A 25,933-nucleotide genomic window follows, 5' to 3' on the forward strand; every position below is an offset into this window, starting at 1 on the left:
GCTGTTTATGATAGAAAAACTCATATATCTTGAAACGATTGACTTGATGGAGTTTTTGGGGGTGCGTAATGTGAAACTCGACATTATTAAGGCGCATTTTCCAAAACTTAAGATTGTGGCGCGCGGCAATTGGCTAAAGGCCATGGGCGATGCCGAAGAAATCGCCGTATTTGAAGAAAAAATCAACCAGCTGATTGAACATTATCACCAATACAATGTCTTAAAGGAGTCGTCGGTTATTGAGATACTGATGGGCAGTGGGGTACAGGCCGATGGCACGCCCCGTGAGGACGGCGATCTGATTTTGTTCGGGGTCAACGGGAAGCCCATTAAAGGGCGGACCGAGAACCAGCGCAAAATGGTGCAGGCTTACGACGAGAACGATTTGTTGTTTGCGGTGGGACCGGCCGGTAGTGGAAAGACTTACACGGCGATTGCTTTGGCGGTGCGGGCCTTGAAACGGAAAACGGTGAAGCGCATTATTTTAAGTCGACCCGCTGTGGAGGCCGGCGAAAAGCTGGGCTTTTTGCCGGGAGATATGAAGGAGAAAATCGATCCTTATTTGCAGCCGCTTTATGATGCGCTGATGGATATGATTCCCGCCGTCAAGCTGAAGGAGTATATGGAAAACGGTACCATACAAATTGCGCCCCTGGCCTTTATGCGGGGCCGTACGCTCAACAATGCTTTTGTGATTTTGGATGAGGCGCAGAATACCACCACCAATCAGTTGAAGATGTTTTTGACGCGGATGGGCGATCATGCCAAGTTTGTGGTTACGGGCGATGTTACGCAGATTGACTTGCCCAATCCGCAGACTTCGGGTCTGGTGCAGGCCATGCGCATATTAAAGGGAATTAAGGGCATTGAGCGGATTAAGTTTGGGGTGAAGGACATTGTGCGGCACCGTTTGGTGCAGGACATTGTGGAGGCCTACGATAAGGAATAGCCAACAATTAACAACAAATATCATAACATGGAGAACGCTATTGTAAAGACCAGCTACCAGTTTCCGGGGCAAAAAGCTTTGTATGAGGGAAAGGTACGCGATGTTTACAACATCAACGACGACTATCTGGTGATGATTGTGTCGGACCGGATTTCGGCTTTTGATGTGGTGCTGCCCAAGGGCATTCCTTACAAGGGACAGGTGTTGAACCAGATTGCCGCCAAATTTTTGGATGCAACGGCCGATATTGTGCCCAACTGGAAGCTGGCCACGCCCGATCCGATGGTTACCGTGGGACACTTTTGTGAACCTTTTAAGGTGGAGATGGTGATCCGTGGCTACCTGACCGGTCACGCCTGGCGCGAGTACAAGTCGGGCAAGCGCAGCCTCTGCGGCGTGCCCATGCCCGATGGCATGGTAGAAAATCAGCGTTTTGCCGAGCCCATGATTACGCCCACCACCAAGGCCGATCAGGGACACGATGAGGACATTTCCCGTGAGGAGATTATTGCTTCGGGACTGGTGTCGGAGGCCGACTACCTGCAACTTGAAGAATATACCCGTGCCCTCTTTGCGCGCGGTACCGAAATGGCTGAGGAAATGGGCCTTATTTTGGTAGATACCAAGTACGAGTTTGGTAAAAAGGACGGTAAAATTTATCTGATTGACGAAATACATACGCCCGATTCGTCGCGCTATTTTTACAAGGAAGGCTACCAGGAGCGGCTCGATAAGGGAGAGCAGCAACGCCAGCTGAGTAAGGAGTTTGTGCGTCAGTGGCTGATCGAAAACGGTTTCCAGGGTAAGGAGGGGCAAAGCATTCCGGAAATGGATGCCGCCTTTGTAACTTCGGTTTCGGAACGTTACATTGAATTGTACGAGAAGATTACCGGCGAGGCTTTTGAAAAGGCTTCCGCGGCCGATGTTCAAGCCCGTATCGAAAAGAATGTGGTGAGCTATTTGAATAATTTATAGAAGCACCATCGATTTTAAGAAAGGCCCCGGAAGTTATTTTTCGGGGCTTTTTGCGTGTTTTTACTGATTGTTTTGATATTTAAGCCGTTGAGGATTTGTTTTTCAGCGGCTTTTTTGCGCCGAATTTTTATCAGTATGTTTTAAGTATGTGTTACAATTTTTAATATTTATTACAGCTCAGGGAGAGTGAGTTGACTAATATTGCAGCATTACAGTCTCACTTGCAAGTGAATAAAGACTTAACCTTTAATCTTTTACTGATGAGAAAAATTTCATTTTTGCTGCTTCTGGCCGCTTGTCCCTTTGTTTTAAAGGCACAACCCGCCGGCGCATCCGGTTCCTGGGAACTGGTATTCGAAGATCAATTTACAGGTTCTGCCCTGGATGCTTCCAAGTGGTCGAAAGGCTACCCCTGGGGCGATGGAACTACGCACAACCACGAGGCGTATTGCATTCCTGAAAATGTTACCGTGGAGAACGGCTTGCTGCGCATCAAAGCAGTGAGCGAAAAGCATCCCGCATCGCCCGAGGGCTATAACTGGACCTCAGGGGTAGTAAGCACCAGTGGCAAATTTCATGTGTCTGCCGGCTTTATTGAAGGGCGTTTTAAAGCCCCGGCAACCCTGGGTACTTGGCCAGCATTTTGGACCCTGGGGGACGGATGGCCGCCGGAAATTGACATACTGGAAATTCCCCATGCCAGAAATGTGCATCATTATTATTATCACTACGGTCCCAGCTGGGACCAGGAACAGTCGTTCGGTGGCACCCATACCGGAGTAGATAAATCGGCCGGTTTTCACACCTATGGTGTAGAATGGGACACCAACTACATGCATTTCTATTTTGATGGTCAGCTTGTGGCCAGCTACAACAATCGACCAGAGGTGGCTCAGGCCGTTAATCAGTATATTCTGATAAACCTGGCGGTAGGCGGTTGGGCAGGCGCACCTCCTGCAGGCGCTCAATTTCCCTGTTATTTTGAGTGTGATTGGGTTCGGGTATGGAAACGTAAGCCGGGCATTGCTTCGGGAGAATACCGGATTTCTCCCGCTCACGCCAGCAACCAGGCTGTTGAAATGGCCAATCATGGAACTGAAAACGGTACCAATGTGGCCACCTGGTCGTATTGGGGTGGTCCCAATCAGCGTTGGAACGTGAATGACTTGGGTGGGGGCTATTACAGTATTCGTCCGGTAAATGCTCCGGCTCAATCTATGGATATTGCGGGGCAATCGACTGAGAATGGTGCCAATGTGGCTTCCTGGTCGTACTGGGGAGGCAATAACCAGCAATTTGAATTGGTGGCCAATGGCAATGGGTACGTCATCAAGCCCCGAAACAGCGGGCGTTGTCTCGATGTTTCCGGTGCGTCTACACAGAATGGGGCCAACATCATCCAGTGGGCTTGTAACGGTGGGGCCAACCAACGTTTTATTATGACCCGGCTGGGCGACTTAAAGTCGGCCAGCCTGAGCGAAGAACTTCTGTTGGAAGTGAGCGCTACTTCTGATGATCTGCAAGTCTCTCCCAATCCGGTGACTGGTGATGCTCTGAGGTTAAAGATTATGCTTCCCTCCACTTCAGAGCTTGTTTTACAGATTTATAATCTGCAGGGTCAGCTAATGAAAGCCCTGAATAAAGGTCGCTTTGAGCAAGGAGGATTAAATCTTGAGGCGAATGTGGGTGACCTGGCTCCGGGAACTTATGTTATAACCTTGGAAGCTGAGGGATTGCTTAAGCGTGCCGTGTTTGTGAAAAAGTAAGGGTTCAGCAGAGAAAGGAAAGGCCCCGGAAGTTATTTTTCGGGGCTTTTTTGCGACCTTTGCCTTATGAAAAGAGTGAAATGGGGACGAATGGGGGCTATGATGCCCCTGCTTATTTTGATAGTGGCTGAAGCCCTTTGGGGTATGGTGGCCGGATTGTGGTTGGCGGTAGTCTGGGGATTGGGCGAACTTTTGTATTACGGTGTGCGCCATCGCCGCCTGGAGAAAAGCAGTTTGTGGGATATGGGACTCTTGTTGGTACTGGGCGTAGTGGCCCTGGCGCTGGAAGGGCCCTTGCTGGAACGTTTGCGCCCCCTGATTTATTTGAGTTTGTTGTTGCTGATGGTGGGAGTTTCGGCTTTCTCGAAGCACAATTTGATGCTGGCAGCCACCGGTCGCTTTATGAAGGTCAACCCAATAGGTCCCTGGGCCGCCTATCTTATGCGTGCCAGTCTGCAACGTATGTTTGTCTGGATGGCTGTTTACACCCTGATATTGGTGGCCGCTCTGCTTTACGGGCCGCCGGCAGAAGGGTGGACCGCCAGCTGGGGCTGGCTGCCCTTTTTGCTGGGCTTTTTTGTCGCGGAGCAGCTTTTTAAACGTCGCCAGCAGGGGCGTTGGCGCAAGGAGGAATGGCTGCCTTTGGTAGCTGCCGATGGAAAAATTCTGGATGCAGCACCACGTTCGATGGTCCACCGCGGCAAGGAGCGTTGGTTGCACCCGGTGGTGCATGTGCAGCTCCTGCGCCAGGGCGGTTTGTGGCTGCAAAAGCGGCCTGCACATAAGTTGGTGCAGCCCGGTAAGTGGGATACGGCGGTGGGGGGACATGTAGCGGCTGGGGAAAGTCTGGAAAAGTCGCTGCAGCGCGAAACGAGTGAAGAAATTGGGGTGGCTTTAGCGGAAGTACAGCATCTGGGCCGTTACGAGTGGCAGAGCGAACTGGAAAGTGAACTGGTTTATACCTTTGTACTGAAGCACGAGGGGCCTTTGCGACCGCATCCGGAGGAATTGGATGGCGGTCGGGTATGGGCCTTTGACGAAATTGAGGCTCAATTGGGGAAGGGCGTTTTTACCCCCAATTTTGAATACGAATACCAGCGCTATCGTACCGTTTTGCGTGCTTAAAGCTTGTTGAGGGCCAGTAGGAGGGGACAATCGGGATGGAGCGCCTGCCCTTGCCGGTAGCGACTCAGTACTTGTTGCGAGGTTTGGGCCAACAGCTGGCGTACCCTGCGCCTTTCCCCTTTGATTCGGGCAATATTCAGGCGGTCGTAGGCCGTTGTTTGATGCCGCATCCAGGCAATAACCGCCTTGGCTGCTCTTTCTTCTACGGGAATGCGGGTGGTACGGGCTACCGTTCCACTGCCCACCGGGATGGCGTGTAAGGTCACGGCCTTGGCCAGGCGATGTGCCAGCTCATCGTAATCGGGATGGAAATTGAGCCAATGGCGGATGGAAAAATAAAATTCAGCCTCATAGGCCTTTTGTTGTTTTTGTCGACGTTCCGCAGCGCCGGCCAGTTTCTTTTGGTGACTTTCGGTGGCGCGCAGGGCTTCCATTTCTTTTTGGGCCCTTTGAACCACTTCGGCTGGGGCCCATACCCCTTTTGAAATGCTGCGTCGCCCTTTTTGTACTTGAACGCGCCAAAATTTTCCGGCAGTGGTCACACGCCTTGTTACACCTGCGTCGCCCGCAGGCAAAAAGACCCAGCCGGAAGGGGGAAGCACTGTTTTGCCATCGGGAGCCAGCAGTTGTCCCCCTTTTCCTACACCAACAATCATTTGTTCTTTCATCGCGTGCAAAAATAAACTTTTTTAGGCTTTGTTTCAGATTGGAAGATAATTCTGAATTATTCCTTTATTTTTGCTGTTCCAAAACCTTAGGAATACGAAATTATGAGTGGATTTTTCGGAATGGTGGCTAAGCGCGACTGTGTGATGGATGTTTTTTACGGAACGGATTACCATTCGCACCTTGGCACCAAGCGTGCCGGTATGGCCTTCTATAATAAGCAAAAGGGCTTTCAGCGGGCCATACACAGTTTGGAGGACGGGTATTTTCGGAATAAGTTCGACGACGACATAAAAAACTTTCAGGGCCAGATTGGTTTTGGGGTCATCAGCGACCATGAGGCACAGCCCATATTGGTGACTTCGCACCTGGGGCGTTTTGCGGTGGTTACGGTAAGCAAAATAAATAACATCGACGAGTTGGAAAAAGATTTTCTGGCTCGTCGTTGTACTTTTGCTGAAAGCAGTCAGGGTGCCATCAATCCCACCGAAATGATTGCCAAACTCATTGCGGAGTGCGACGATTTTGTGTCGGGCATCAACAACGTGTTTGAAAAAATTAAGGGCTCCTGCTCTTTGCTGTTGCTGACGGAGGACCGCATTATTGCGGCACGCGATAAGGTGGGCCGTACGCCCATTGTGCTGGGCAAACGCAGCGATGCTTATGCGGCGACCTTTGAAACCTGCGCTTTTCCCAATCTCGATTTTGAAGTGGAGCATTACCTGGGCCCGGGCGAAATCATCGAATTTAGCGCTGAGGGCTACAAGCAGTTGCAGGCCCCGGGAAAGGAACTTAAGATCTGTTCTTTTCTGTGGGTGTACTATGGTTATCCACCGTCCTTTTATGAGGGCATTAATGTGGACGATACCCGATACCGATGCGGGGCAGCGATGGCCCGGGAGGAGGATGTAAAAGCCGATTTTGTAGCGGCCATTCCCGATTCGGGGGTGGGACACGCCATGGGGTACAGTAACGAGACAGGTATCCCTCTAAAACGTCCGTATTCGAAGTACACGCCTACCTGGCCACGCAGTTTTATGCCCCAAAATCAGGAAACGCGTGAATTGGTGGCCCGCATGAAGTTGATTCCTAATAAGGCAGTGATCAAGGGCAACAGCGGGGTGTTTATCGACGACTCCATAGTTCGGGGAACGCAGTTGAAGGACAATGTGAAGGACTTGCAGGAGGGGGGCATTCGGGAGATACACATGCGTATTGCTTGTCCACCCTTGTTATTCCCTTGTAAGTATCTGAATTTTAGCAGCTCACGCGCCAAGCTTGATTTGGCCACCCGCAAGGCCATTTTTGATTTGAATGGGGAAGAGGATCCCGATTATGCATCGTATTGCGACAGTCGCTCCCGCAACTACCAGCGCATGGTGAATCAGATGGGGAAAAACCTGGGGCTTACCTCACTGAAGTTTTTAAAGCTGGAGGATATGATTAAGGCCATCGGTCTGCCCAAAGAAAAGCTTTGTACCCATTGCTGGGACAATTCGGGAAAAGATGATTAAAAAAAATCCCCCGGCCAAACGCCGGGGGATTTTTTTTGTTCTTTCTACTTTACAGATACGATCATGCGGCGGTAAGCGTAGAGTTTTGGGGTTCCATGGTCGTGGATTTCTAATACAATATGAATTGTTTTTCCGGAAGCCGTTTCAGGAATTTCGAAAAAAAGAGAGGGCCCGCTCTTTTGAAGTTCTAAGGAATCGGTATAGGTGCCGGCTTCCTTGTAAAAGTGCCAGAAATAAGACAGTGAGTCACCATCCGGGTCAAAAGAGTGCTCGGAACTAAGCGAAATTATGGAGCCGGGCTTTGCCGTTGTATATAATACCTGGCGGGACTTGTCGCCATTCAATACGGCCACAGGATGATGGTTGGCTGCTTCGTAGTGGTTGCTTATGCTCCAGTCCATTCGTGCTAGAAAATCATTGTTGTAGCCATCTTCCCATTTTTTTATGCCCATTGCACCTTCTGTGCTGTTGCCATACATAAAGTAGGGATCGTACTTTGGTTCTGCCTCAGGGTCGATTTTGGCCACCTCAGACATGCTGCGTATTCCCTTCATTTTTTCCATGCTGAATCGACCTCCCCAGCCTCCCTGGTTGACCTTCTCGGGGTCGTTGAGTCCATTGGGGTAAACGTGCAGAAAGGAGGGTGTATCTCCTTCCGGAGCCCATTGCGTATCGGGATATATGGCCCCCAGAGGGCCATGAGTTTGGATGTGCTCCCGGTAATAACTGCTGTTTTTTTCGGGTTGCCAACCATAAACTCCTGTTGCACGGATATAAAAAACTTCAGGAAAATTTTTGGCAATCCAGGCGCCGGCATCGTCCTGACCCAGAACATCGTAAAGTCTTAGTTTGCTAAGAAATAGGGCCGTTTCTTCAGGGGTTCGTGTATTATTGACTTTCCAAATGGCCTGAGCTACCGTATTCATACCTCCCCAACCCATTACCCATAAGGGGCGAGGATCCTCTTTATCTGCCGCTGCTATGATAAGTTCTGAACCTGGACTGTCTTTTCCCGGGCCCACATCGTTCATGCCGTAGTTGGATTGCCCCATAACAGTGATAGATCTTAAATACTCCGGACTTGGGTATCCTTTGGCGTGAATTTTTAAGTTGGAATAAACTTGTGCATAAGCATCTACTATTAGGTTGAGCATCTTGGTGCCGCTTTGGGTTTTCTTCCAGCAGCTGGTGGATACAATTAATCCTTCAATATCAAATTCATTGGCACAGACCAATTGTCGTACCAAGGATTGTTCGTCATCGGGATCTGCACCAAGATCAGTTGTATTTATTATCCTGGGTTTATAGTTACTGGCCAATAGTGAAGAACAAAAGCTGGATAGAAAAAGTCCTGGAAGTAGGAGCCAAAGAAAATTTGTTTTCATTAAGATTTCTTTTAACCACTGTTTCAAAAAAGTCCCCAAGCCTGGGCTTGGGGACAAAGATTCATTCTGTTGTTAACGCGTAACTGCCCGGATGCTGCCGAACAGTTCGGCATTTTCTTCAATCTTTTGGTCGTTGCCGTAAACGCAAATCACCTGTTGGTCGATGATGTCTTTGAGCATGGGCGCAAAGGCTTTGATGTCATCGACGGTGGTCGCCAGGATTTCCTGACGTTCGGTTTCGAGTTGTTCTTTGGTCTTTTTGCCAAAGTAATTGCTGTAGGCCATGCTGCCCCGTTGCGAAGCGGTAGTGGCCCGGTCGATACCGGCAATGGTGCCGATGATGAAGCGCGTCATGGCGGCGCTGTCTAATTCCAATTCGTTGAAGAACTCGGGTGCCGCAGCAAAATTTTCCAGTGTTTCTTTAAGGTTGGGATCGCGGTAGGAAGCCAGAAACACGGTGCCTGAGGAACTGATGTTGGCGAAACCACCGTAGGCACCACCTTGTACACGGATAACATTCTGCAGATAGTCGCGCGATAAAATCTGATTTAACACCTGCATTTTTCCGCTCCAGGTATAGCCCAGTTTGCGGAAATCGTAGCCCTGGGTTACATATTGAACCATGGAGGCGGATGTGAATCCTTCGTTGGCCACAGTGGGCGTAAATGCCCAGCTTTGTAGGGGAATTTCCTCTTTGTTTAGGTTTCCGGCAAGGACTTCGAAGGCAGCTGCGTAGGCCCGAAAGTTTTCTTCGGATCCGGTGAGGGCACCTGTGAGCTGCTGACTGTTGAGAACTAAACGTGCGGTTTCTTCAAGTTTTTGAATAAGCTCTTGCTGGCGGGCCTCAAAGTTTTCGGTGATTTCCGTCAGAAAATCATAGTAACTCAGTCCCCCGGTAAGCTCACCAAAAGACCCGCGACGACTGTAATAGGAGCTGAGTCTATCGAGGGCGTAGGAAATGCCGTTGTTCTTGACATCTGATTCAACTTGCGATTGGTGACGGGTAAGGACTTCGTTCAGGCGCTCTGGGTCGTTGATTTTGGAGCGGAGCAGAGTCTCTTCGGTCAGTTGTAACAATTCGTCTGCCTTATCGGCTGTAGCTTTGCCAAAAATAACAAGTTTGCCCTGCAGTTCCTCATCATTATCGTTGGGCAGATAACTGGTCAGATAGCTGCTGAAACCGCCGGTGTGGATGTTTAAGGCGTTGTCGAGCTCGCCGTAGTTGTAGTTTTCGGTATTGAGTTTGCCCAATACTTCGGCCAGCAAACGTCCGTAGGGTAACAGCTCCTGGGGCAGGGTTTGTAAATCAAAAAAGAGGTGACTGTAAACGATGTCGCTGGTGAATTCCTTGTAATGCATTACAGGCAGACCAGCCACCTCTTTCGGTGTGGTTTCGTACCATTGCACTTCGGGACTGATGTCGCTGAGTTGCAGCATGGGCAGGGTGGCCACGGCTTCGGGACTGTCTTCCTTTTGCTGATAGGCCACCAGGGCCTTGGTTTCTTCTACCAGGGCTTCCAGCTCTTCAACAGAGAGGCTGGCTTTGTAGGCGGCCAGTTCTTCACGCGTTTTTTGAGCCTGTTGATTTTCCAGGCCGGGTTGGGGAGTCAGGGCCATTACCAGGCGGTGGGGATTGTTAAGGATTTGTTCCTGAATAATTTGCTCGAGCATTCCGTTTCGAATGCCTTCCTTCAGTTTGGCAAGTGGCTTCTCGTATTCCAAACCTGCAAAAACATCGTCGCCAAAATTGATGCTCGAAACCATGGAGAAGAGGTGCATGAGTCCCTTCTGTGGGCTGTTGCCTTCGCGCAAACGGAATTCCTGACGGTTGATGATTCCTTCTACCATAAGGGTATCGAGTCCTTCTTCGGCGACTTGCTGCAGGGTGCTTTCTACCAGCGCATCGAAGGCGGCCTGGTCTTCGGGATTGGCATTCTGAACGGTAATTTGCATTACGTTTTGCTGGTTGTTGCTGACCCAGGCATAAACGTCCTTACCTATACCTGCGTCTTGCAGTGCCCGTCGCAGAGGAGCCGATTCGTGGTTCACGAGGGCTTCGGTCAAAACATCCAGGGCCATAACCAGGCTTTGGTCGGTTCCGAGACCTGTTACTACGCTGTACGACAGGAAGGTCTTGTCGTCGGTGCTGCTGCCTTCGGGCACACTGTATACGCCCTGGGCTGTTTTCTTTTCACTAAAGGGAGCCTGCAAGGGCACTTCAATTTTTGCATCGGAGCGTTCGTAGCCCGAAAAGTAGCTTTCGTCCAAAAAGGCCAGTTCCTCGTTCAGGTCGGCATCGCCATAAAGCAATACAAAACTGTTGGAGGGGTGGTAAAACTTTTGATGAAAGGCAATGAAGTCCTCGTTGGTCAGTTTGGGAATGGCAGTAGGGTAGCCACCGGACGAAACCCCATAGGTGTTGTCGGGGAACAGCAGCTTATTTATCTGGTAGCTGAGTTCGCGCTGGGGACTGGAATAGGCGCCTTTCATTTCGTTATAAACCACCCCTTTGTAAACGATTTCGCCGTCGATGTCGTCCAGCTCGTAATGCCAGCCTTCCTGCTTCAGAATATTGGGATCGGTATATATCAGCGGCTTAAACACGGCATCCATATATACGTGCATGAGGTTAAAGTAGTCTTTATCGTTCATGCTGGCTACCGGGTAGGTGGTAAAGTCGGATCCGGTCATGGCATTTAAAAAGGTGTTGAGCGAGCCTTTGAGGAGGAGGTCGAAGGGACTTTTTACAGGGAAACTCTCGGAACCATTGAGTACGGCGTGTTCCATAATATGGGGGGTGCCGTAGTCGTTATCGGGAATGGTTTTAAACGATACGGAAAAGAGTTTGTTGGCATCCTCGGCAGCGATTTTCATGAGTCGGGCGCCGCTTTTTTCGTGCTCAAAGTACAGGCATTGGGCGTTTACTTCGGGTACAAAACGACTTTCGATAAGTCGGAAACCGTTGTACGTTTGTCCTTCTTCGAAAGAGGGACCTTCGTTGCACGACCACAGCAGCGCCATGAGGGCGGTGAAGGTCGTGAGCAAAACTTTGTTTTTCATAACTGATAAGGTTTGAATAGCTGTTGGTGGACCCTTGGTCCTTTTGTTTCAAATGGTACAATAAAAGTAAGGGAAATATCTGTTAAGTGTGCTTTTGGGAGGCAGAAAGTAATTATCTTTCAAAAAAATAGGTTTATCGGATTATTAGCCGTAGGTTTGCAGCAATTAATTTTATATCATTTTTTATGAACAAAGGAGTAGTTAAATTTTTCAACGAAACCAAAGGTTTTGGTTTCATCAAAGACGAAAATTCTTCAGAGGAATATTTCGTTCACGTTTCTGGTCTGATTGACTCTGTCAATGAGAACGACGAAGTAGTTTTTGACCTGACTGAAGGTCGCAAAGGATTAAATGCAGTAAATGTGAAGCTTGCTTAAGTTATATCATTATAAGTATTTATGAATTGACAAGGGCTGTCGGCATTGCGCCGACAGCCCTTGTTCTTTTAAGGCCTTGGGGTATTAGCGGGCATCAGCATGACCTTTAATGATGCGACTTACCTGCGTCCCGGTTTTTACCAGATAAATGCCCTGGGGAAGGGGACCGATATCAATCTTTGTTCCGGTGCCGGGTGAGTGGTTTTGCTGCACCAATTGTCCCTGAATGTTGTAGATCATCACTTCGCAGGGCCGACTGTACAAAACAGTAAAATCATTGGCCACTGCTGTGGGATGAATGGCTGCAGTCTTGGTTATCCGTTGGTTTCCGAGGCTCGTGGGCAGTTCCGGTTCAAAAACTGCGGATAAAAAGGCTATGCGGTCGGACACATAGCTGCTGAGATAATCCACCCCTTGTGCATAGGTCGGAAACAAATAGGTTTCGAGATATACGCGGGTGTCCAGGTTGTCCCAACGCTGGAAGTTCAGTTGTTGGGATTCTTCCAAGAGTGTGCTGGTTTCCTGTATGTAGGTGTTAAGCTCCGCTGCAATTCCGTTTTCGGTTAATTCTTTCCAGCGTATGGCCACGGCTTCTTTAAACCAGGGGTCGGTCCACATTCTTTGAATCCATTGGCGGGGGTTGTGGGCATGCTCACGCATGAGTTTTTGGGCAGCATCGCCCAAACGGTTGTCGTTGTTAAAGGCGATGTCGAAATCCCACAGGGGACCGAAATACAATCTGGGATCGTTGTTTTTCTTGTAAATATAGGTGCTCCAAAAAGCATCTGAGTTTCCGGTAAGTTCACAGGCGATGTACCAATTGATGAGACTTGCTTCATCAACCATTGTGCGGTAACCGTTTTCGGGGTTTTGGTAGCCTGCTGAGAAAAGCCTGCTTTCAAACTCCCGGATGTAGTTGGTGATGTAGTCGCGCTGCGCGGGATTGATTTTATCGTCCTTAGGATACTTAATGGTGACTTTCATGCCTTGGTCGGTTGCAAACCAAACGGGTTCGGAATCGGCAAAACCGTCGAGCTCTACCAGGTAGCCTCCGGTAATGGCGGGCTCACTGGTGTCGTCGGTGCTTTGTTTGTCAACCGGTACGCGCATGTGCGCAACTTCTACCTGATCGGTCAAAAAATAGTTGCCGATGTATTCGTCGTTTAATACGACATCCAGAAATTGCACGGAAGGTGTAAATTCCAGACCCACTATTGCACTGATTTTGAATGCAAGGGCATTTCGCATCAGTGTTTTATCTGCGTAATTGTTCAGGATAACCCAGGTGTCTTCGTGGGAGGGCAAATTAAGCAGATTGATTTTTTCATCAAACTTAAGTTTGTAGGGCTTTTTTGCCATGCTCCAGGTGGAGTTGCCTCGACCCTTAATGCGTCCCGGCAGAGCGTTTACTTCTGCACTGCTGCCACCATCTACAAGGGTGTAGGTGGCGTTAAGGTAGACCTCCTTCGACACAATGGGGGCATTGTTCTCTGTTTGGATGTAGAGGGTTGGAAGGGGAGTCAACTGCTCCTGTGCCTTTAGGTTAAAGTGGCTAAAGGACAGCACAAGAACGCTCAAGAAAATAAAATACCGGCCGATGGGGCCGGTATTTTGTTTGTGGTATGATTCTTTTTTCATAATTCAGATGATGTTGGAATGCTACTTCTTCCCCTCATTTTTCCTGGCCAGGTAACGACTGCGTGCCTCTTCGGCGTCGGCATCGGCAGGAATGTAGATGGTGGTTCGGGTGTCGATAACTACGGCTTGCATTTTGGTCAAGTCGGGCGACTTAATAACATTTCCTTTTTTGTCGTGCATTTTTATTCTATTTAGAAAGTGGATAAACGAATTTTCTAAAGATACGAAAAAATATTGCACTTTCCAAATATCGTCGCTTCAGTGACTTATAATGGTGCCGTAATGGCTTTTATTTGGGCCGGGGGCAGGGCAGATGCTCAGGCCCTGAATAATTTTACAACAACTGGAATTTTAATGCAGTGTTGCTGACTTCTATTTCACGTAGTTTTAAACCCGGAACAACTGTGCGTTGATCAATTAAACCGTTGATGTGAGTAGTCAGAACTCCGTTCTGGTAACTGATGCTTAAATCGAACTGCTCGTGAAGCACAGGTGGGTACCATTTGCCGTTGGTAGATCTGGATTCGTGTTTCCATTGATCTGAAGTGCCTGCGATGTTGTTGCTGGGATATACCGTGTCGCCCACTTTTAGCCAGGGGCGGCCTTTGGCATCTATGCCATAGCTGAAAGCATTGGTTGCAAGAAGCAGGGTTTCGGGCGCGCCAGGGTTTGTAGTCACCTGCATTTGCAGCTTAAAGTCTCTGTTTTTTTGTCTGCGTTTGAGCGAATGCGGGAAGTCTTGCAGGTGGCTGGTTTTGATGTTGGCCGACTGTGGTTTGGCCTGCTGCAAGGGGCGGTTGGCATAGATGGCGGTTGGATAGCCTTGGGGACGGTCTCTGCTTACGATCCAGTCGAAGTATTGGCCGTGCATCCAGGTAAGCGTTCCTGTGGCCTCATTGCTGCCTTTAATGAAATAGGGCCGAACGTTATTCTCCCTGGAGTTTTCGGTGATGGCACGGGTGGTGACCTGACCTTCAGCATTGCAGCGGTATTCTATGATTTCATATACTTCACCGTGGGTACCTGAAATGGGTACGGAGGCATATATGAGCTCGGGGTGTTCGGGGTGAATGGTCATGCCTCCGCTGTAACACAATTCGATGTGGGGACTCTGGTGAAAGTGTCCTCCGGCATTGGCCAGAAAGGTGTTTTGCCATTTTTCTCCATCCCACCAGGCGCGATAGTAATCGTGTTGGGTTTTATCGGCAGAAATACGCACGGTAGCGATTACCGGTTTTCCATTGCTGTCGGGCACTACTTGCCAAATCCAGTTGCGTGCGGGACTGGGGTCGACCACCATGGCGGGATATTTTTGTAGGTAGCTGCTGTCTGCCTTTATGGGATGTGGTGCTTCGGTGATGTCTTGTATTACCCTGCCGTTTATGTCTTTAAGTTGTAGGGTGTTGATGTCTATACTGCTGTAATATACATAGTTCACTTCCTGGTTGTCGGGATGGGTGGTGGTATAGGTCATCATGATTTGATCTTTGCCGTTGGTGTTGTATTTGGCATAGGGCCGTGAACTCCGGCCGGGATAGGAAACCAGTTGCCAGGGGCCTTCGGTAATGACTACTTCGTCGTTTTCGTCGGGGAGGCTCAGTTTGGCCAGGGTGGGGTGCCAGTTGAGTCCACGCCAAGCCAGGTAAATGTGCTCGGGATCATCGCTCATTAAAAAGGCAGAGGGGTAGGTGGTATTGTGGTTGGTGATTATTTTCTTTTCGGGCCCCAGGGAGGTGATGTCGCCGGCTTGTTTGGATATCCGATAATAAAAGCAGGCCTCGTCGGTATGGCGGGAATACAGAATCATTACCCGTTCGTCGGGCAGCACCAAAAAAGTGGGGTTGTTGTGATCGTCGGGCTGAAACCACGACCGAACCAGTACTTCTTCGGAAAAACCAGTGAGATGGTCGTGCTGCAGGGCTTTAATGTTGCCACGGGGGTCGATGTAGCCGACCCAGGTGCGTTCGAAGTGGCCTTCACTGCTCTTATGATAAAGCGCTCTGGGATCGGCAAACCAACACCAGGCTCCGCTTTCGCTGAGGGTGTAGCTTTCAGCCGGGATTTGGTATTGTTGACTAAAAACGGGACTGCTTATAAGCAGTAAGAGGGTTAAAATTATCCATTTAGAAGTCGCCATTTTTGAGATTTTATAGGTTCAGGTACAAATATAAACTCCTTTACAGCGGGGGGGCTATAATTTTTCAACAAATCCTGTTGTTTATTGGGGCTTAGGGATTAAAAATCTTTAGGCATCTGCTGCTCCAAATACCGAAGCAGCTGAAGTGCTGCCAGTCCCCATTGAGCGGCATAATTGGTTGAAATTTCAGGGTTCTCATTGATGGGGCGCAGACTTCTGGGCCCTTCAATTTGTTGCAGGCTGGGGATGCTGAGTGATTTTTCGGGGTTTTGCAGGCTGAATTCCTGCCAGGCGCGCCGTCCCAACTTTGGATTGTTTGTTTTATAGGCGGCATAAGCGCTCAGGCGCGAATGCCCCTGGTGAAGGACATGGTTGCGGTAGGTGGCACCCAACTCTTTTTTCTGAACCGATTGTGGGGCATTATACAGGGTGCAATAGCGCAACCAGGCGGCTTCAAATTCGGGCATGTCAAAGAGGTCGATCAGTTCGGCATTCAGTTCGGTTAATCCAAATACGGCATTAAGATGCGATACGTTGATGTTCGTATGGTCTTCCAGTTCAAAGGTTCCGCTGTGGGTATCCATACTGCCCAAGCCGGTGAAAAAGCCCTGGGGCTGAGCAGCAATGGTGCGCATGCTGTTTTTGAGGCGTTCCAGACTGTGGGGATCTTCGGTGCGCTCCCAATGGGTGAGCCAGGCGGAGGCTATGGCGCCCCAGTCGGTACCAAAGCTCATGGTAACACGGGTGGTGTCACTCAAATCCAGGTCCATTCGTTTGCGCAGCGGGGGCACTTTCAGCAGGGCCAGGTGTGCATTTAATTGTTCGTCCATTAAGTCGCCCACGCGTTCGTCGGCCGTCAGGTAATAATAATAGCGTCGGTTGGCAACGGTGCTGATGCGCATTTGTTTGGCGCTGCAGCCCCAGTGTTGGACGTTGTGGCGCGAACCAAGGGGGGCAAAGGGGCCTTGGTGGTGCACGTCGACTTCGCCGGTGTGTCGGGTCATGGCTTCGGCCAGACGAAAAGCATCGGCTCTTCCGGAGTGCAGAAAGTAGTTCCAAAGCCAGATGTCGGTTGCCAGTTCGGAATTGTCCCAGGCATAGCCGCCCACATCGTAACGCCATACGTGTCGGTCGCTGTCGTAGGTGTGCATAAAGTCGCCATAATCCCAAAATCCGTACCAGCGATGCTGCGCTACCTGAAGCTGATAAAAATGGAACAGCCAGTCGAGCCGCTCTTCTATTTTTTGGCGGGCGGGACTTTCAGGTTCATCGGCTTGTCGCACGGTCCAGGTCTGACCAAATACGCCAGTTTGCTGCAGCTGCTGCAGGTCGGCCATCAATACGGGAGGGGTGGCTGCTGCGCGACTGTGGGCGAGGATTTCTTCGCGACTGGGGGTATGCGGGTAGGTTTGGATGTGCAATTCACTGGTGCGGGCTACGCCCAGTGGCCGCCCGTAGCCGGGCTCATAATCTTCATAGGTGATTTCGAGTCCTTCCCATTGCTTCTCATAGCTGTCCATGCCCATGCCGTCGTGATAAAAGCGCAGGTCCATAGCGGGCGCTTCCGGTGCCCAAAGCCAAAGGGTGACTTCAGCGCTTTCTGCAGCGGCATTTTTGATGTCGATTTGGGCGGGGTACGATTGCCAAAAGTTGCGTATCGAGAAGGCTGCGCCCCCCTGGGTGCTGCCCATATAAGCGGTGCCGTTGGCTCTGTTTCCCTGGCCTGCCTTGAGCCAGCTGTGTCCGGCCTTGGTTCTTTTTTTTATGGAGAAGGCATCGGGTGTGCTCTGAAACAGGCTGTAGTCGCCAAAGGCGGGGATGTAGGGGAGGCCGCGCCTGGTCCGCTCGGGAAATTCTTCGAGCGGAGGAACGGGGCGCCCCTCAAGCTGGGCGGTGGTGACTGCTTTGCCGGCTTCGCGGCGAAGCCCGGTTAATCCTTGTACCGCTTCTCCAAACAGACCGCCATCGGCGCTGGTGAAACGAACATGGCGGTTGTACAGCTCTGTTTGGTGCATGGGTACTTCCATGCGTAGGCCGAGTCCCCGGATAAAGTCTTGTTCTTCATCTCCATCGTAGATGATGGTGTGCATTATACGGATGTTGTTGCTGCCGGCGTAGAAGTAGAGTCGAAGGACGAAGGGCAGCAGGGTTTTGCCGGTGTCCGAAAAGTGGGTGCCTTCTACTTTTACCAGAGCACGGACGGGTCCGCTTTGCTCCAGTTCGATATTTTTTATTTGGCCGCGGAAGGGGGTGGTTACTACGGCTTGTGTACCATAGGCTTCCGGGGTGTTTTGGAGGAGGAGGACCAGGTGGCCATTACGGGCAGTGAGGTGTTGCTTGTGGTAAATGGCGCGGATGATTTCACTGCCGCTTTTGGCCAGAATGGTTTGATGGGTGCCATTTTTGATGACGATGCTGTCGGGGTAGTCTTCTACGGTCAGCGGATGGTTGCCGGTGTGGGTGGGACCAGCCAGCAGTTGCATTTGCCGGGGCAGCTTGCTGTCGGGTGCCGCGGCTACGGCCGTCCATTTTACTGAGCCATCGGGCCAGTAGGCAAGGGGCCAGGTCTGGGCCGGAAGGGGCCGACCTTCTTCGTTTTGGAGCTGGAAGGACTGGTCGCGGTTTACCGTGCCGCGGGGCCAGGCTACGCCAAAAGTGTTGCCGTTGAACTGAGTAGGGACTTGTTGATCAAGCCAGTTGATGGTGACGGGGGTGGGTTGACTGCTGAGTATAAGTGTGGGCCACAAGAGCAGCAGGAGACTGAGGAGTCGTTGACCGAAGAACATAAATACTGGTTGTTTAGTTGTTGAGCTGGTAAATATGGATGTGGTCGATTTTATGGCGCGACCAGGTGGAGCGGAAGCCGAAACAGCCTTTGGTGAGGGGATTGGGATCCTGGTATTCAAAGAAATCGATGTCGTTCATGCGAAAACGGACCAGGCCGTCTTTTACAAGAATTTGGACCTTATAGGGGATGTTGGCTTCAAGTAAATAGGGGGCTTCATTTTTTTCGCCGATAATAATACGTTCCCCGGCTCCCTCGTATTTACGAAAACGGGTGGTGGAATTGTAATTGCCACCTACTCCGACATAATACTGTGACAGTTCGTGGTATTCTTCAAATTTTCCCGAGCGGGTAAAAAGGTTGGGATTGTTGGGGTCCGAGGCAGACCAAAATTGGTTGAGGTCGGACAGCCGGTCGTTTACTCCCTCTTCCATGACAACGGTTCGTTCGTATTCTATGAGGTAGTTGCCTTCGAGTTCGTGTTTGTACCAAATGGTGACGCCGCCTTCGGTGTCGGCAATGAGCGTGCCGTTCTCAACATATACCCGCGATTTTGGGGTGGAATCCATTTCAACGACCCAGTTGTCCGGGTTGAGTCCCTCGCTGAAATCATCTGAAAACAGCAGTTCTCCTTTTTTAATGCGGTCTTTCTGGTCGGTATTGCAGGCACTAAAGATCAACAAAAAAGCGAGGTTTAAGAGAGAAGCAGGGATGCGTTTCATAATCAGTTGTTTTAACAGGATAAAATCTTAATGATAGGCGCAAGATAGCCAAAAAATGACAAATTGCCCATGAAAAAGAGCTTACTTGTTAAGACAAGATAAGAGGCTTATGATCCGCAAAGAGGCTGCCGCACATTCAGGCCTGAATAATAAAAATGGTGGGCTTTTTGTGCAATTCGGGCAGTTTGCCTTTCCATTGGGCAATGGTTTTGGTAACTACGTAAGCGTCGGGCAGGGTGAGGTTGCAGGCGATGCACAAACGGGTGGTGGGGGCGCAGGCTTGAAGGATGTCCTGGGCCAGGTGGTTGTTGCGGAAGGGGGTTTCGATGAAGAGTTGGGCCTGCTGTTCGTTGCGCGAACGGTTTTCGAGCTGGCGCAGGGTTTTGAGGCGCTCGTCCTTCTTGATGGGAATGTAGCCTACAAAGGCAAAGCTTTGTCCGTTCATGCCCGATGCCATCATGGCCAGGAGGATGGAGGAGGGACCGACCATGGGAACGACTTCGATGCCGGCCTGGTGGGCCAGTTTGACGACTTCGGCACCGGGATCGGCCACGCCGGGACAGCCCGCTTCGGAGATGATGCCTACGTCGTGCCCGGCTTTGAGGGGTTTGAGGTACTCGGACCACTGGGCCGGGGTGGTGCGTTTGTTCAGGGGATAAAATACCGAGCCGTCGATGTCCATTTGCCGGTCGAGCACGCGCAGGTAGCGACGGGCGGTGCGCAGGTCTTCGACGATGAAATGGCGCAGGTTGACGGCGATTTGTGCGACTGCTGTGGGGATGGTGTTTTGGGTATTGGGGTCGCCCAGGGTGTTGGGTATTAAAAAGAGTTTGCCTGCCATGCTTGCTTTCTTCAGTATTGTAAGAGGACAAAGATACAAACTCCGGGGAATAATAAAACAGGACTAAAAGATACAAAATTCACTTTTTGCTTGTCCCACCCGCATATTTTTGCGATTTTTGCCGACTAAAATTTTTGGTATGCGCAAACGTTCATTTAATCTGCATAAAATCATTGAAAAGAGGGATTTGACGCCTTCTACTTTTGTGCTCCGTATGGAGCGCAACGGACTCGAATTTGTGGCGGGACAGCACATTCAGGTGGGACCGCCCAACGGGATACATACGCGGGAATATTCGATTTACAGTGCGCCGGGCGACAAGGATTTGGAGATTCTGGTTCGTGAGGTGGAAACGGGTTTGGTTACGCCGGCTTTAAAGAAGTTGAAGCCCGAGGATGGAGTGGTGATTAACGATGCGGTGGGCTATTTTACGTTGCCGGGGGATTTGGCGGAGGAGCAGCCTTTGCTGTTTGTGGCCAGTGGTACGGGCATTTCGCCCTTCCACAGTTTTGTGAAGGACAGGCCTGCCTTGAATTACCGCCTCTTGCACGGGGTGCGTTACGCTTCGGAGGCTTATGAGCGCGAAGATTACGCGGAGGGCCGCTATGTGGCCTGTACCTCACAGGATGCGGGGGGCGATTTCAAGGGCCGGGTGACCGACTACCTGCGCCAAAACCCTGTAAATCCCGATACTTTGTGTTATCTTTGCGGCAATTGTGATATGATCCATGAGGTATTCGATATCCTTGAAGAACAGGGTGTTAAGTCGGACAATATCTTTACTGAGGTTTATTTTTAATGGGTTGGTTGATAAAATTTTGAGCAGATGAAATATCATTTGGTGGTACTGGGTTGTCAGATGAACCATGCCGATGCGGAGCGGATGCAGGCCATTATGGCGAAGTTGGGATATGCCGAAACGGAACGGGAAGAGGATGCCGATGTGATTGGCATTATTGCCTGTTCGGTACGGCAGAAGGCGATTGACAAGGTTTATTCGAAGATTGCCAAATGGAACAAGTGGAAGAATAAGAAGAACTTGTTGACTTTTGTGTCGGGCTGCGTGTTGCCCGACGACCGGGAGAAGTTTCTGAAGCTGTTTGATTTGGTGTTTGACATGAAGGAACTGGCTTCTTTCCCGGCGATGCTGAGTCAGTACGGGGTAACTACGCCGATTTCGAATACTGCGCTGATTCACGATGAGGCCTTGCAGGAGGCTGCCCGTCCCGCTACGGTGGCCGAAAAGCTCAACTTTTCGAGCCTGAAGCCGGCAGAAAATAAGGTGAAGGCGGCCCCGCAGACCTGGGAGGTGGAGCCCATCTACAACAGTACCTTTGAGGCTTTCATTCCCATACAGAATGGTTGCAATAAGTTTTGCACCTTTTGTGCAGTACCTTACACCCGGGGCCGTGAGGTGAGTCGCCCTTCTGCCGATATTCTGGAGGAGGCAGGCAAGCTGATCGAGAGGGGCTACAAGAGCATTACCCTTTTGGGGCAGAATGTGAATTCGTACGGGCTGGATAAGAAGGGCGAGGAGTTGTCTTTTGCCGATTTGCTGGATCACCTGGGTGCCATGGCCGATGCTTCGGGTAAGGAGGTGTGGATTTATTATACTTCGCCGCACCCGAGGGACATGACCCGCGATGTGATTGAGGCGATGGCGCGGCGGCGTTCGCTGGCCAAGCAGGTGCATTTGCCGGTGCAGTCGGGCGACGACAAAGTGTTGATTCGCATGAACCGTAAGCACAGTATGGAACGCTACCGCGAGGTGGTGGGCTGGATCAGGGATTTGTTGCCCACAGCCACCCTGTTTACCGACGTGATTGTTGGGTTTACGGGGGAGACCGACGAGCAGTTTGAAAATACGCGTGCGGCCGTACGGGAATTTAAGTACAACATGGCTTACATTGCGATGTATTCGCCGCGACCGGGTGCGGCTTCCTTTGCTTGGCAGGACGATGTGGACCATGCGGTAAAGAAGGAACGTTATGCGGTTTTGACGGAGGACCTGGAAAAGGAAGCTGTGGTGCATACGCGTGAGCTGGAAGGCAAGACTGTGCGCATGTTGGTGCGGGGGAAGGACCGTAAGGAGGGCTATTTGAGTGGCCATACCGAGGGTAAAATAATTGTACGCTTTGCCAGCGAGGACGATAGTCTGATTGGTTCGTTTGTGGATGTGCAGATTGAATCGGTACGTCCCTTCAGTGCCGAGGGTAAGTTGGTAAATGCAGCAGTAACATTATAAAATAACATCCCGTTGGGGATTAATATATAGCATGAGGGTAGCATTTAAAACCTTGGGCTGTCGCCTGAATCAGTACGAAACAGATGCCCTGGCGGCCCAATTCAGGGAGCAGGGCTATGAGGTGTCGGAGCAAGAAGAGGGCGCCGATGTGGTGGTGGTGAATACCTGTACAGTAACCAACCAAAGCAATCAAAAATCGCGTCACGTGATCAGTCACGCCGGTAAAGTAAATCCCACTGCAAAAATGGTGATTACGGGTTGTATGACGGAGAGTCACGCCGATCAGCTGCACCAGAAGTTTCCGGGGGCTACGATCATCAATAACCAGGCGAAGAGTGGTATTTTTCAGAGTGTGGATGCGCTGTTGAAGACGGGCAATCCGGTCCTTTCCAATAAAGATTTTGACCTGTTCAGCTACCAGTCCTTCACCGAAATGTTTCATACACGCAGTCTGGTGAAAATTCAGGACGGCTGCGACAATTTCTGTACTTTTTGCATCATTCCCTTTGTGCGCGGACGGGCTGTCAGTCGCCCAGCCAATCAGGTGCTGCAAAATGTGCGTGAGGTGGTGGCCAAGGGGGCTAAGGAAATTGTACTGACCGGGGTCAACATCAGTCGCTACGACCATCAGGGACTGAAGTTTTCGGGCTTGCTTGATCAAATATTGAACGTGGAGGGCGATTTCAGGGTACGGATTTCATCGATTGAACCAGATCGTTTCGACGATCACTTTTTCAGTCTGGTGGGGCACCCCAAGTTGGCACCCCACTTGCATCTTTGTCTCCAAAGCGGCTCCGACCGCATTTTGTTGCAGATGCGACGCATGTACACCGTTTCGGAATTTATGAGTATTGTGGACCGCGTGCGGGCCCGCGACCCCCGCTTCAATTTCACCACCGATGTGATTGTGGGTTTTCCGGGCGAAACGGAGGAAGAATTTGAGGAAACCATGGACGTGGCCCGCCGTGTAGGCTTTGGCCACATGCACATTTTCAAGTACTCGGTGCGAAAGAATACCCGTGCAGAGCGCATGCCGCATCACATTCCGGATGCCGTAAAGACCGATCGCAGTCAACGTATGCACGCCCTGGCTGAGGAGCTGAAGGCGGCCTACCGGGCCCCTTTTGACCAGACGGAGCAGCGTGTTTTGGTGGAGAAGTGGGCGGATGGTAAGGCCAGTGGTTACAACGACTATTACGTGCCTATGGTCTTTGACAGCGACAACAAAAAGCGCAATCGCTTTGAGCAGGTGGTGGCCAGGGTGCAGGACTTTGAAGAGTAGGTCTTAATTGTAAAACTGAACGATATGACAACCGTAAAGGAGGCGGTGCAACGCCTGACGGTGGTGGATGCGCTCAGAGGCTTTGCGCTTATTTCCATTATGCTGCTGCATAATGTGGAGCGCTTTGAGGTTTATGGTCTGCCCGATTTGCCCCTATGGCTGCAGCAACTGGATAAGGTGGTGTGGGACAGTTTTTTCTTTTTATTTGGGGGCAAGTCCTACGCCATTTTTGCTTTGTTGTTCGGACTCACCTTTTACATTCAAACGAACAATCAGGAAAGACAGGGAAAGGATTTTCGCTTGCGTTTTGCGGGGCGGATGTTTTGGCTTCTGCTTTTTGGAATTGTGAACACGCTTTTTTATCAGGGCGAAATATTGGTACTTTATGCGCTTGTGGGCATTTTGTTGTTGCCTTTTGCCCGTTTGAGTAACAGGGGCTTGTTGGTGGCTGCAGGTATTCTGTTGCTGCAACCCATTTTGTGGGTACGTGCTGTTGTGGCTTTGGGACAACCCGATTTGCCCTTGCTTGAACCGGTTTATATGCCTTTTTACCAGGGCGTGGGCGCGTTTCTGAAGGGAGATTCCTTGCCGGGACTTATGAAAAGCAATTTGTTTTCGGGCCGTTTGGGATCTTTACTTTGGTTTTGGGAGAATGGACGCATTACGCAAACCCTGGGCTTGTTTTTGGTTGGTTTTTGGGCTGGCCGCAAAGGTCTGTTTGTGGCCACTGAAGGCAATTTACGCATCTGGCGCAGGGTTTTGCTGATTGCTGCCCTGGCTTTTGGTCCCTTGCTTTTACTAAAGGTGCAGGCTGCCTTTTTCAGTGCTTCGCCCAATGGGGTGGATTTGCTGGGGCGCATATTCGGTTTATGGGCCAATTTGTCAATGATGGCCATTTGGGTCAGCGGTTTTGTCCTCCTTTTTCATAAAACCCGTGCCGGAAGCTGGCTCAATAAGCTTTCGCCGGTGGGTCGAATGAGTCTGACGAACTATTTGGTGCAATCGATATTGGGGGCCAGCATCTACTATGGTTACGGGCTGGCTCTTTACAAATATTCCGGAACCACTACCAGTCTCCTGGTGGGCGTACTTTTGGCAGCCTTTCAAATAGTTTACAGTACCTGGTGGTTTAAACGTTACAAACGGGGACCGCTGGAGGCGCTCTGGCATAGGCTGACCTGGATGGGGGCCAATAAGAATTAGGTCGGTGATGGCCCCAAAAAATAAGGCGGCAGCCTTATTTTTTTGGTGACTGCGGGTTTTCGAGACTCTTTATAAAGAGCAGAATAATGAAGGCGCAAGCCAGGGCAAAGACCAGTCCCGTAATGATGAGGGCCTGACCCAGTGTCAACAGGTCGGCCGTCCATCCAAAAAAGGGCGCAATGACTGCAAAGAAGGCCCTTATTATGAGACTCCTTATCGACAGAACGGTGGCCCGTACTTCGGAGGGCGCCATCACATTCACGATGTTTTTAAGTACCGGGGTGGCTATGCCCCGTGCCATGTAGAATACAAGTAATACCAGCATGAAAGGCAGCCAGCTGCCTGCGAGTCCCCCCGCCACAAAACCTCCGGTTATCACCAGGGTGATGAGGGGGATGAGTAGGCGGGAACGCAGGTCTCTTTCTGCCTTCCAGGCCGTAAGGGTAACAAATCCCACCACCAAATTGAGCCCCGTTGCGGTGACCCCGATGTAAAACTCACTAAAACCAAAGGCGTGCAGTTCGAGCTGGTAGACCCAGGCCATGGTGAGGGTAGCGGTACCTATGAGGGAAGAGTAAACCAGTCCCCACCGCAGGTCCTTATTCACCACCAAGGCGTAGTGCACAATTTTCAGGATGTCGCGAAATCCGCTTTTTACCTGACGTTGCAAGCGCTCGGGCTCTACCAGGGTAAGAGCTGCGGGAATGGCCATGAAGGCGATGAAGCTTTGGCCTATAAAGGGGAGGCGCAGGGAGACTTCGGCCAGTGCGCCGCCAAGAATGGCGCCCAGGGCTTCTGCAAAATTGCCGACCGAGGTGTTGATGCCTTCGTAACGGGTGTATTGATTTTGGCGCTTCTGTGCCTGAAGCGTGTCGTAGAGCATTGCGGAGTCGGCCCCCGAAATGAGACTCTGGCCAATGCCCAGGGTAACTTCGGCCAGGATGAACCAGAGGTAGCTGCCGGTGGTGGCATAAATAACGAAACCCAGGGTGCCGAAGATGCTCCCTGCCAGCAGGGTGGTTTTGCGTCCCAGAATATCGGCCAAATAGCCGGAGGGGATTTCGAACAACACTATGGCTATGGAGTAGATGGCTTTCAGGCGGAAGGCCTGTTCGGTAGTGAAGCCCATGTCCTTGTAATACAACATCAGAATGGGCATGGTCAACATGAACCATTTGGCGGTCTTGATGATGTACAAACGGGGAATATTTCCTGAAACGGAAGGCCTGATCCAATTCATGCTTCTGTTTTGTGCTGCGAAAG

The 25,933-nt window shown here is 50.6% G+C and carries 20 protein-coding genes; 10 read left to right on the top strand and 10 right to left on the bottom strand.

The genetic code is table 11. The features are described 5' to 3' along the window. The first annotated feature begins 7 nt into the window (after nt 1–7). The 4 genes from B4W65_RS07510 to B4W65_RS17440 all read left to right on the top strand — a co-directional run bounded on the left by B4W65_RS07510 (nt 8) and on the right by B4W65_RS17440 (nt 4,815). Entirely contained in the window at nt 8–949 is a 942-nt protein-coding gene (locus tag B4W65_RS07510) for a PhoH family protein (protein WP_088654529.1), read from the top strand. 27 nt (nt 950–976) lie between these two features. Beyond that, on the top strand, nt 977–1,924 hold the full coding sequence (locus B4W65_RS07515; protein WP_088654530.1) for a phosphoribosylaminoimidazolesuccinocarboxamide synthase: 948 nt from the start codon (nt 977–979) through the stop codon (nt 1,922–1,924). 260 nt (nt 1,925–2,184) lie between these two features. Further along, nucleotides 2,185–3,690 carry an RICIN domain-containing protein gene (locus tag B4W65_RS07520; protein WP_088654531.1) on the top strand — a complete coding sequence of 502 codons (1,506 nt, stop codon included), beginning with the start codon at nt 2,185–2,187 and terminating at the stop codon, nt 3,688–3,690. A gap of 66 nt (nt 3,691–3,756) precedes the next feature. Beyond that, complete coding sequence (locus B4W65_RS17440) at nt 3,757–4,815, top strand: NUDIX hydrolase (RefSeq protein ID WP_205741237.1); 1,059 nt, start codon at nt 3,757–3,759, stop codon at nt 4,813–4,815. Here B4W65_RS17440 and B4W65_RS07530 read toward each other — a convergent pair. Beyond that, nucleotides 4,812–5,483 (bottom strand): DUF2293 domain-containing protein, encoded by a 672-nt coding sequence (locus B4W65_RS07530; protein WP_088654532.1) that lies wholly within the window; start codon nt 5,481–5,483, stop codon nt 4,812–4,814. The two genes, B4W65_RS17440 and B4W65_RS07530, sit on opposite strands and share 4 nt — an antisense overlap. A gap of 102 nt (nt 5,484–5,585) precedes the next feature. Here B4W65_RS07530 and B4W65_RS07535 point away from each other — a divergent pair, with 102 nt between their 5' ends. Further along, nucleotides 5,586–6,995 (top strand): amidophosphoribosyltransferase, encoded by a 1,410-nt coding sequence (locus B4W65_RS07535; protein WP_088654533.1) that lies wholly within the window; start codon nt 5,586–5,588, stop codon nt 6,993–6,995. A 44-nt stretch (nt 6,996–7,039) separates the two neighbouring features. Here B4W65_RS07535 and B4W65_RS07540 read toward each other — a convergent pair whose 3' ends face one another. Next, nucleotides 7,040–8,380 carry a nucleoside hydrolase-like domain-containing protein gene (locus tag B4W65_RS07540; protein WP_088654534.1) on the bottom strand — a complete coding sequence of 447 codons (1,341 nt, stop codon included), beginning with the start codon at nt 8,378–8,380 and terminating at the stop codon, nt 7,040–7,042. Between the two features lie 72 nt (nt 8,381–8,452). Then, the gene (locus tag B4W65_RS07545) at nt 8,453–11,440 is read right to left on the bottom strand and encodes an insulinase family protein (RefSeq protein ID WP_088654535.1); all 2,988 of its coding nucleotides are present in this window, start codon (nt 11,438–11,440) and stop codon (nt 8,453–8,455) included. Nucleotides 11,441–11,625: 185 nt separating this feature from the next. Between B4W65_RS07545 and B4W65_RS07550 the strand changes: the two genes are divergently transcribed. Further along, complete coding sequence (locus tag B4W65_RS07550) at nt 11,626–11,817, top strand: cold-shock protein (RefSeq protein ID WP_088654536.1); 192 nt, start codon at nt 11,626–11,628, stop codon at nt 11,815–11,817. An 84-nt stretch (nt 11,818–11,901) separates the two neighbouring features. Here the strand turns inward: B4W65_RS07550 and B4W65_RS07555 are convergent, their stop codons facing one another. The 6 genes from B4W65_RS07555 to B4W65_RS07575 all read right to left on the bottom strand — a co-directional run bounded on the left by B4W65_RS07555 (nt 11,902) and on the right by B4W65_RS07575 (nt 19,940). Beyond that, entirely contained in the window at nt 11,902–13,455 is a 1,554-nt protein-coding gene (locus B4W65_RS07555; RefSeq protein WP_088654537.1) for a CotH kinase family protein, read from the bottom strand. Nucleotides 13,456–13,476: 21 nt separating this feature from the next. Continuing rightward, on the bottom strand, nt 13,477–13,635 hold the full coding sequence (locus B4W65_RS17295; RefSeq protein WP_158522801.1) for a hypothetical protein: 159 nt from the start codon (nt 13,633–13,635) through the stop codon (nt 13,477–13,479). A gap of 154 nt (nt 13,636–13,789) precedes the next feature. Then, complete coding sequence (locus B4W65_RS07560; RefSeq protein WP_088654538.1) at nt 13,790–15,592, bottom strand: BNR repeat-containing protein; 1,803 nt, start codon at nt 15,590–15,592, stop codon at nt 13,790–13,792. 98 nt (nt 15,593–15,690) lie between these two features. Then, nucleotides 15,691–18,378: an exo-rhamnogalacturonan lyase family protein gene (locus tag B4W65_RS07565; RefSeq protein ID WP_088654539.1), complete on the bottom strand. Its 2,688-nt coding sequence runs from the start codon at nt 18,376–18,378 to the stop codon at nt 15,691–15,693. A 13-nt stretch (nt 18,379–18,391) separates the two neighbouring features. Further along, nucleotides 18,392–19,099, bottom strand: a complete 708-nt coding sequence (locus B4W65_RS07570) for a DUF6250 domain-containing protein (RefSeq protein WP_088654540.1) — start codon at nt 19,097–19,099, stop codon at nt 18,392–18,394. A gap of 136 nt (nt 19,100–19,235) precedes the next feature. Beyond that, nucleotides 19,236–19,940 (bottom strand): SAM-dependent methyltransferase, encoded by a 705-nt coding sequence (locus B4W65_RS07575; protein WP_088654541.1) that lies wholly within the window; start codon nt 19,938–19,940, stop codon nt 19,236–19,238. 139 nt (nt 19,941–20,079) lie between these two features. Between B4W65_RS07575 and B4W65_RS07580 the strand changes: the two genes are divergently transcribed. Genes B4W65_RS07580 through B4W65_RS07595 form a run of 4 tightly spaced genes read left to right on the top strand, consistent with a single transcriptional unit; the run spans nt 20,080 to nt 24,670 of the window. Next, nucleotides 20,080–20,739, top strand: coding sequence for an FAD-binding oxidoreductase (locus B4W65_RS07580; protein ID WP_088654542.1), 660 nt, complete (start codon nt 20,080–20,082; stop codon nt 20,737–20,739). Nucleotides 20,740–20,766: 27 nt separating this feature from the next. Continuing rightward, nucleotides 20,767–22,185, top strand: coding sequence for a tRNA (N6-isopentenyl adenosine(37)-C2)-methylthiotransferase MiaB (miaB, locus tag B4W65_RS07585; protein ID WP_088654543.1), 1,419 nt, complete (start codon nt 20,767–20,769; stop codon nt 22,183–22,185). A gap of 31 nt (nt 22,186–22,216) precedes the next feature. Continuing rightward, nucleotides 22,217–23,467, top strand: coding sequence for a tRNA (N(6)-L-threonylcarbamoyladenosine(37)-C(2))-methylthiotransferase MtaB (gene mtaB / locus B4W65_RS07590; protein WP_088654544.1), 1,251 nt, complete (start codon nt 22,217–22,219; stop codon nt 23,465–23,467). Nucleotides 23,468–23,491: 24 nt separating this feature from the next. Then, nucleotides 23,492–24,670, top strand: a complete 1,179-nt coding sequence (locus tag B4W65_RS07595) for a DUF418 domain-containing protein (protein WP_088654545.1) — start codon at nt 23,492–23,494, stop codon at nt 24,668–24,670. A gap of 34 nt (nt 24,671–24,704) precedes the next feature. On the opposite strand, the gene B4W65_RS07600 is transcribed toward B4W65_RS07595, so the two are convergent. After that, nucleotides 24,705–25,910, bottom strand: coding sequence for an MFS transporter (locus tag B4W65_RS07600; protein ID WP_088654546.1), 1,206 nt, complete (start codon nt 25,908–25,910; stop codon nt 24,705–24,707). Nucleotides 25,911–25,933 lie beyond the last annotated feature (23 nt).

It is taken from the genome of Geofilum rhodophaeum (assembly GCF_002210225.1).
GTDB classification, from domain to species: domain Bacteria; phylum Bacteroidota; class Bacteroidia; order Bacteroidales; family Marinilabiliaceae; genus Geofilum; species Geofilum rhodophaeum.

Excerpts from the sequence above, each read along its gene's own strand:
- B4W65_RS07510 (WP_088654529.1), top strand. The coding sequence starts at position 8 with ATGATAGAAAAACTCATATATCTTGAAACGATTGACTTGATGGAGTTT.
- B4W65_RS07515 (WP_088654530.1), top strand. The coding sequence starts at position 977 with ATGGAGAACGCTATTGTAAAGACCAGCTACCAGTTTCCGGGGCAAAAA.
- B4W65_RS07520 (WP_088654531.1), top strand. The coding sequence starts at position 2,185 with ATGAGAAAAATTTCATTTTTGCTGCTTCTGGCCGCTTGTCCCTTTGTT.
- B4W65_RS17440 (WP_205741237.1), top strand. The coding sequence starts at position 3,757 with ATGAAAAGAGTGAAATGGGGACGAATGGGGGCTATGATGCCCCTGCTT.
- B4W65_RS07530 (WP_088654532.1), bottom strand. The coding sequence starts at position 5,483 with ATGAAAGAACAAATGATTGTTGGTGTAGGAAAAGGGGGACAACTGCTG.
- B4W65_RS07535 (WP_088654533.1), top strand. The coding sequence starts at position 5,586 with ATGAGTGGATTTTTCGGAATGGTGGCTAAGCGCGACTGTGTGATGGAT.
- B4W65_RS07540 (WP_088654534.1), bottom strand. The coding sequence starts at position 8,380 with ATGAAAACAAATTTTCTTTGGCTCCTACTTCCAGGACTTTTTCTATCC.
- B4W65_RS07545 (WP_088654535.1), bottom strand. The coding sequence starts at position 11,440 with ATGAAAAACAAAGTTTTGCTCACGACCTTCACCGCCCTCATGGCGCTG.
- B4W65_RS07550 (WP_088654536.1), top strand. The coding sequence starts at position 11,626 with ATGAACAAAGGAGTAGTTAAATTTTTCAACGAAACCAAAGGTTTTGGT.
- B4W65_RS07555 (WP_088654537.1), bottom strand. The coding sequence starts at position 13,455 with ATGAAAAAAGAATCATACCACAAACAAAATACCGGCCCCATCGGCCGG.
- B4W65_RS17295 (WP_158522801.1), bottom strand. The coding sequence starts at position 13,635 with ATGCACGACAAAAAAGGAAATGTTATTAAGTCGCCCGACTTGACCAAA.
- B4W65_RS07560 (WP_088654538.1), bottom strand. The coding sequence starts at position 15,592 with ATGGCGACTTCTAAATGGATAATTTTAACCCTCTTACTGCTTATAAGC.
- B4W65_RS07565 (WP_088654539.1), bottom strand. The coding sequence starts at position 18,378 with ATGTTCTTCGGTCAACGACTCCTCAGTCTCCTGCTGCTCTTGTGGCCC.
- B4W65_RS07570 (WP_088654540.1), bottom strand. The coding sequence starts at position 19,099 with ATGAAACGCATCCCTGCTTCTCTCTTAAACCTCGCTTTTTTGTTGATC.
- B4W65_RS07575 (WP_088654541.1), bottom strand. The coding sequence starts at position 19,940 with ATGGCAGGCAAACTCTTTTTAATACCCAACACCCTGGGCGACCCCAAT.
- B4W65_RS07580 (WP_088654542.1), top strand. The coding sequence starts at position 20,080 with ATGCGCAAACGTTCATTTAATCTGCATAAAATCATTGAAAAGAGGGAT.
- miaB (WP_088654543.1), top strand. The coding sequence starts at position 20,767 with ATGAAATATCATTTGGTGGTACTGGGTTGTCAGATGAACCATGCCGAT.
- mtaB (WP_088654544.1), top strand. The coding sequence starts at position 22,217 with ATGAGGGTAGCATTTAAAACCTTGGGCTGTCGCCTGAATCAGTACGAA.
- B4W65_RS07595 (WP_088654545.1), top strand. The coding sequence starts at position 23,492 with ATGACAACCGTAAAGGAGGCGGTGCAACGCCTGACGGTGGTGGATGCG.
- B4W65_RS07600 (WP_088654546.1), bottom strand. The coding sequence starts at position 25,910 with ATGAATTGGATCAGGCCTTCCGTTTCAGGAAATATTCCCCGTTTGTAC.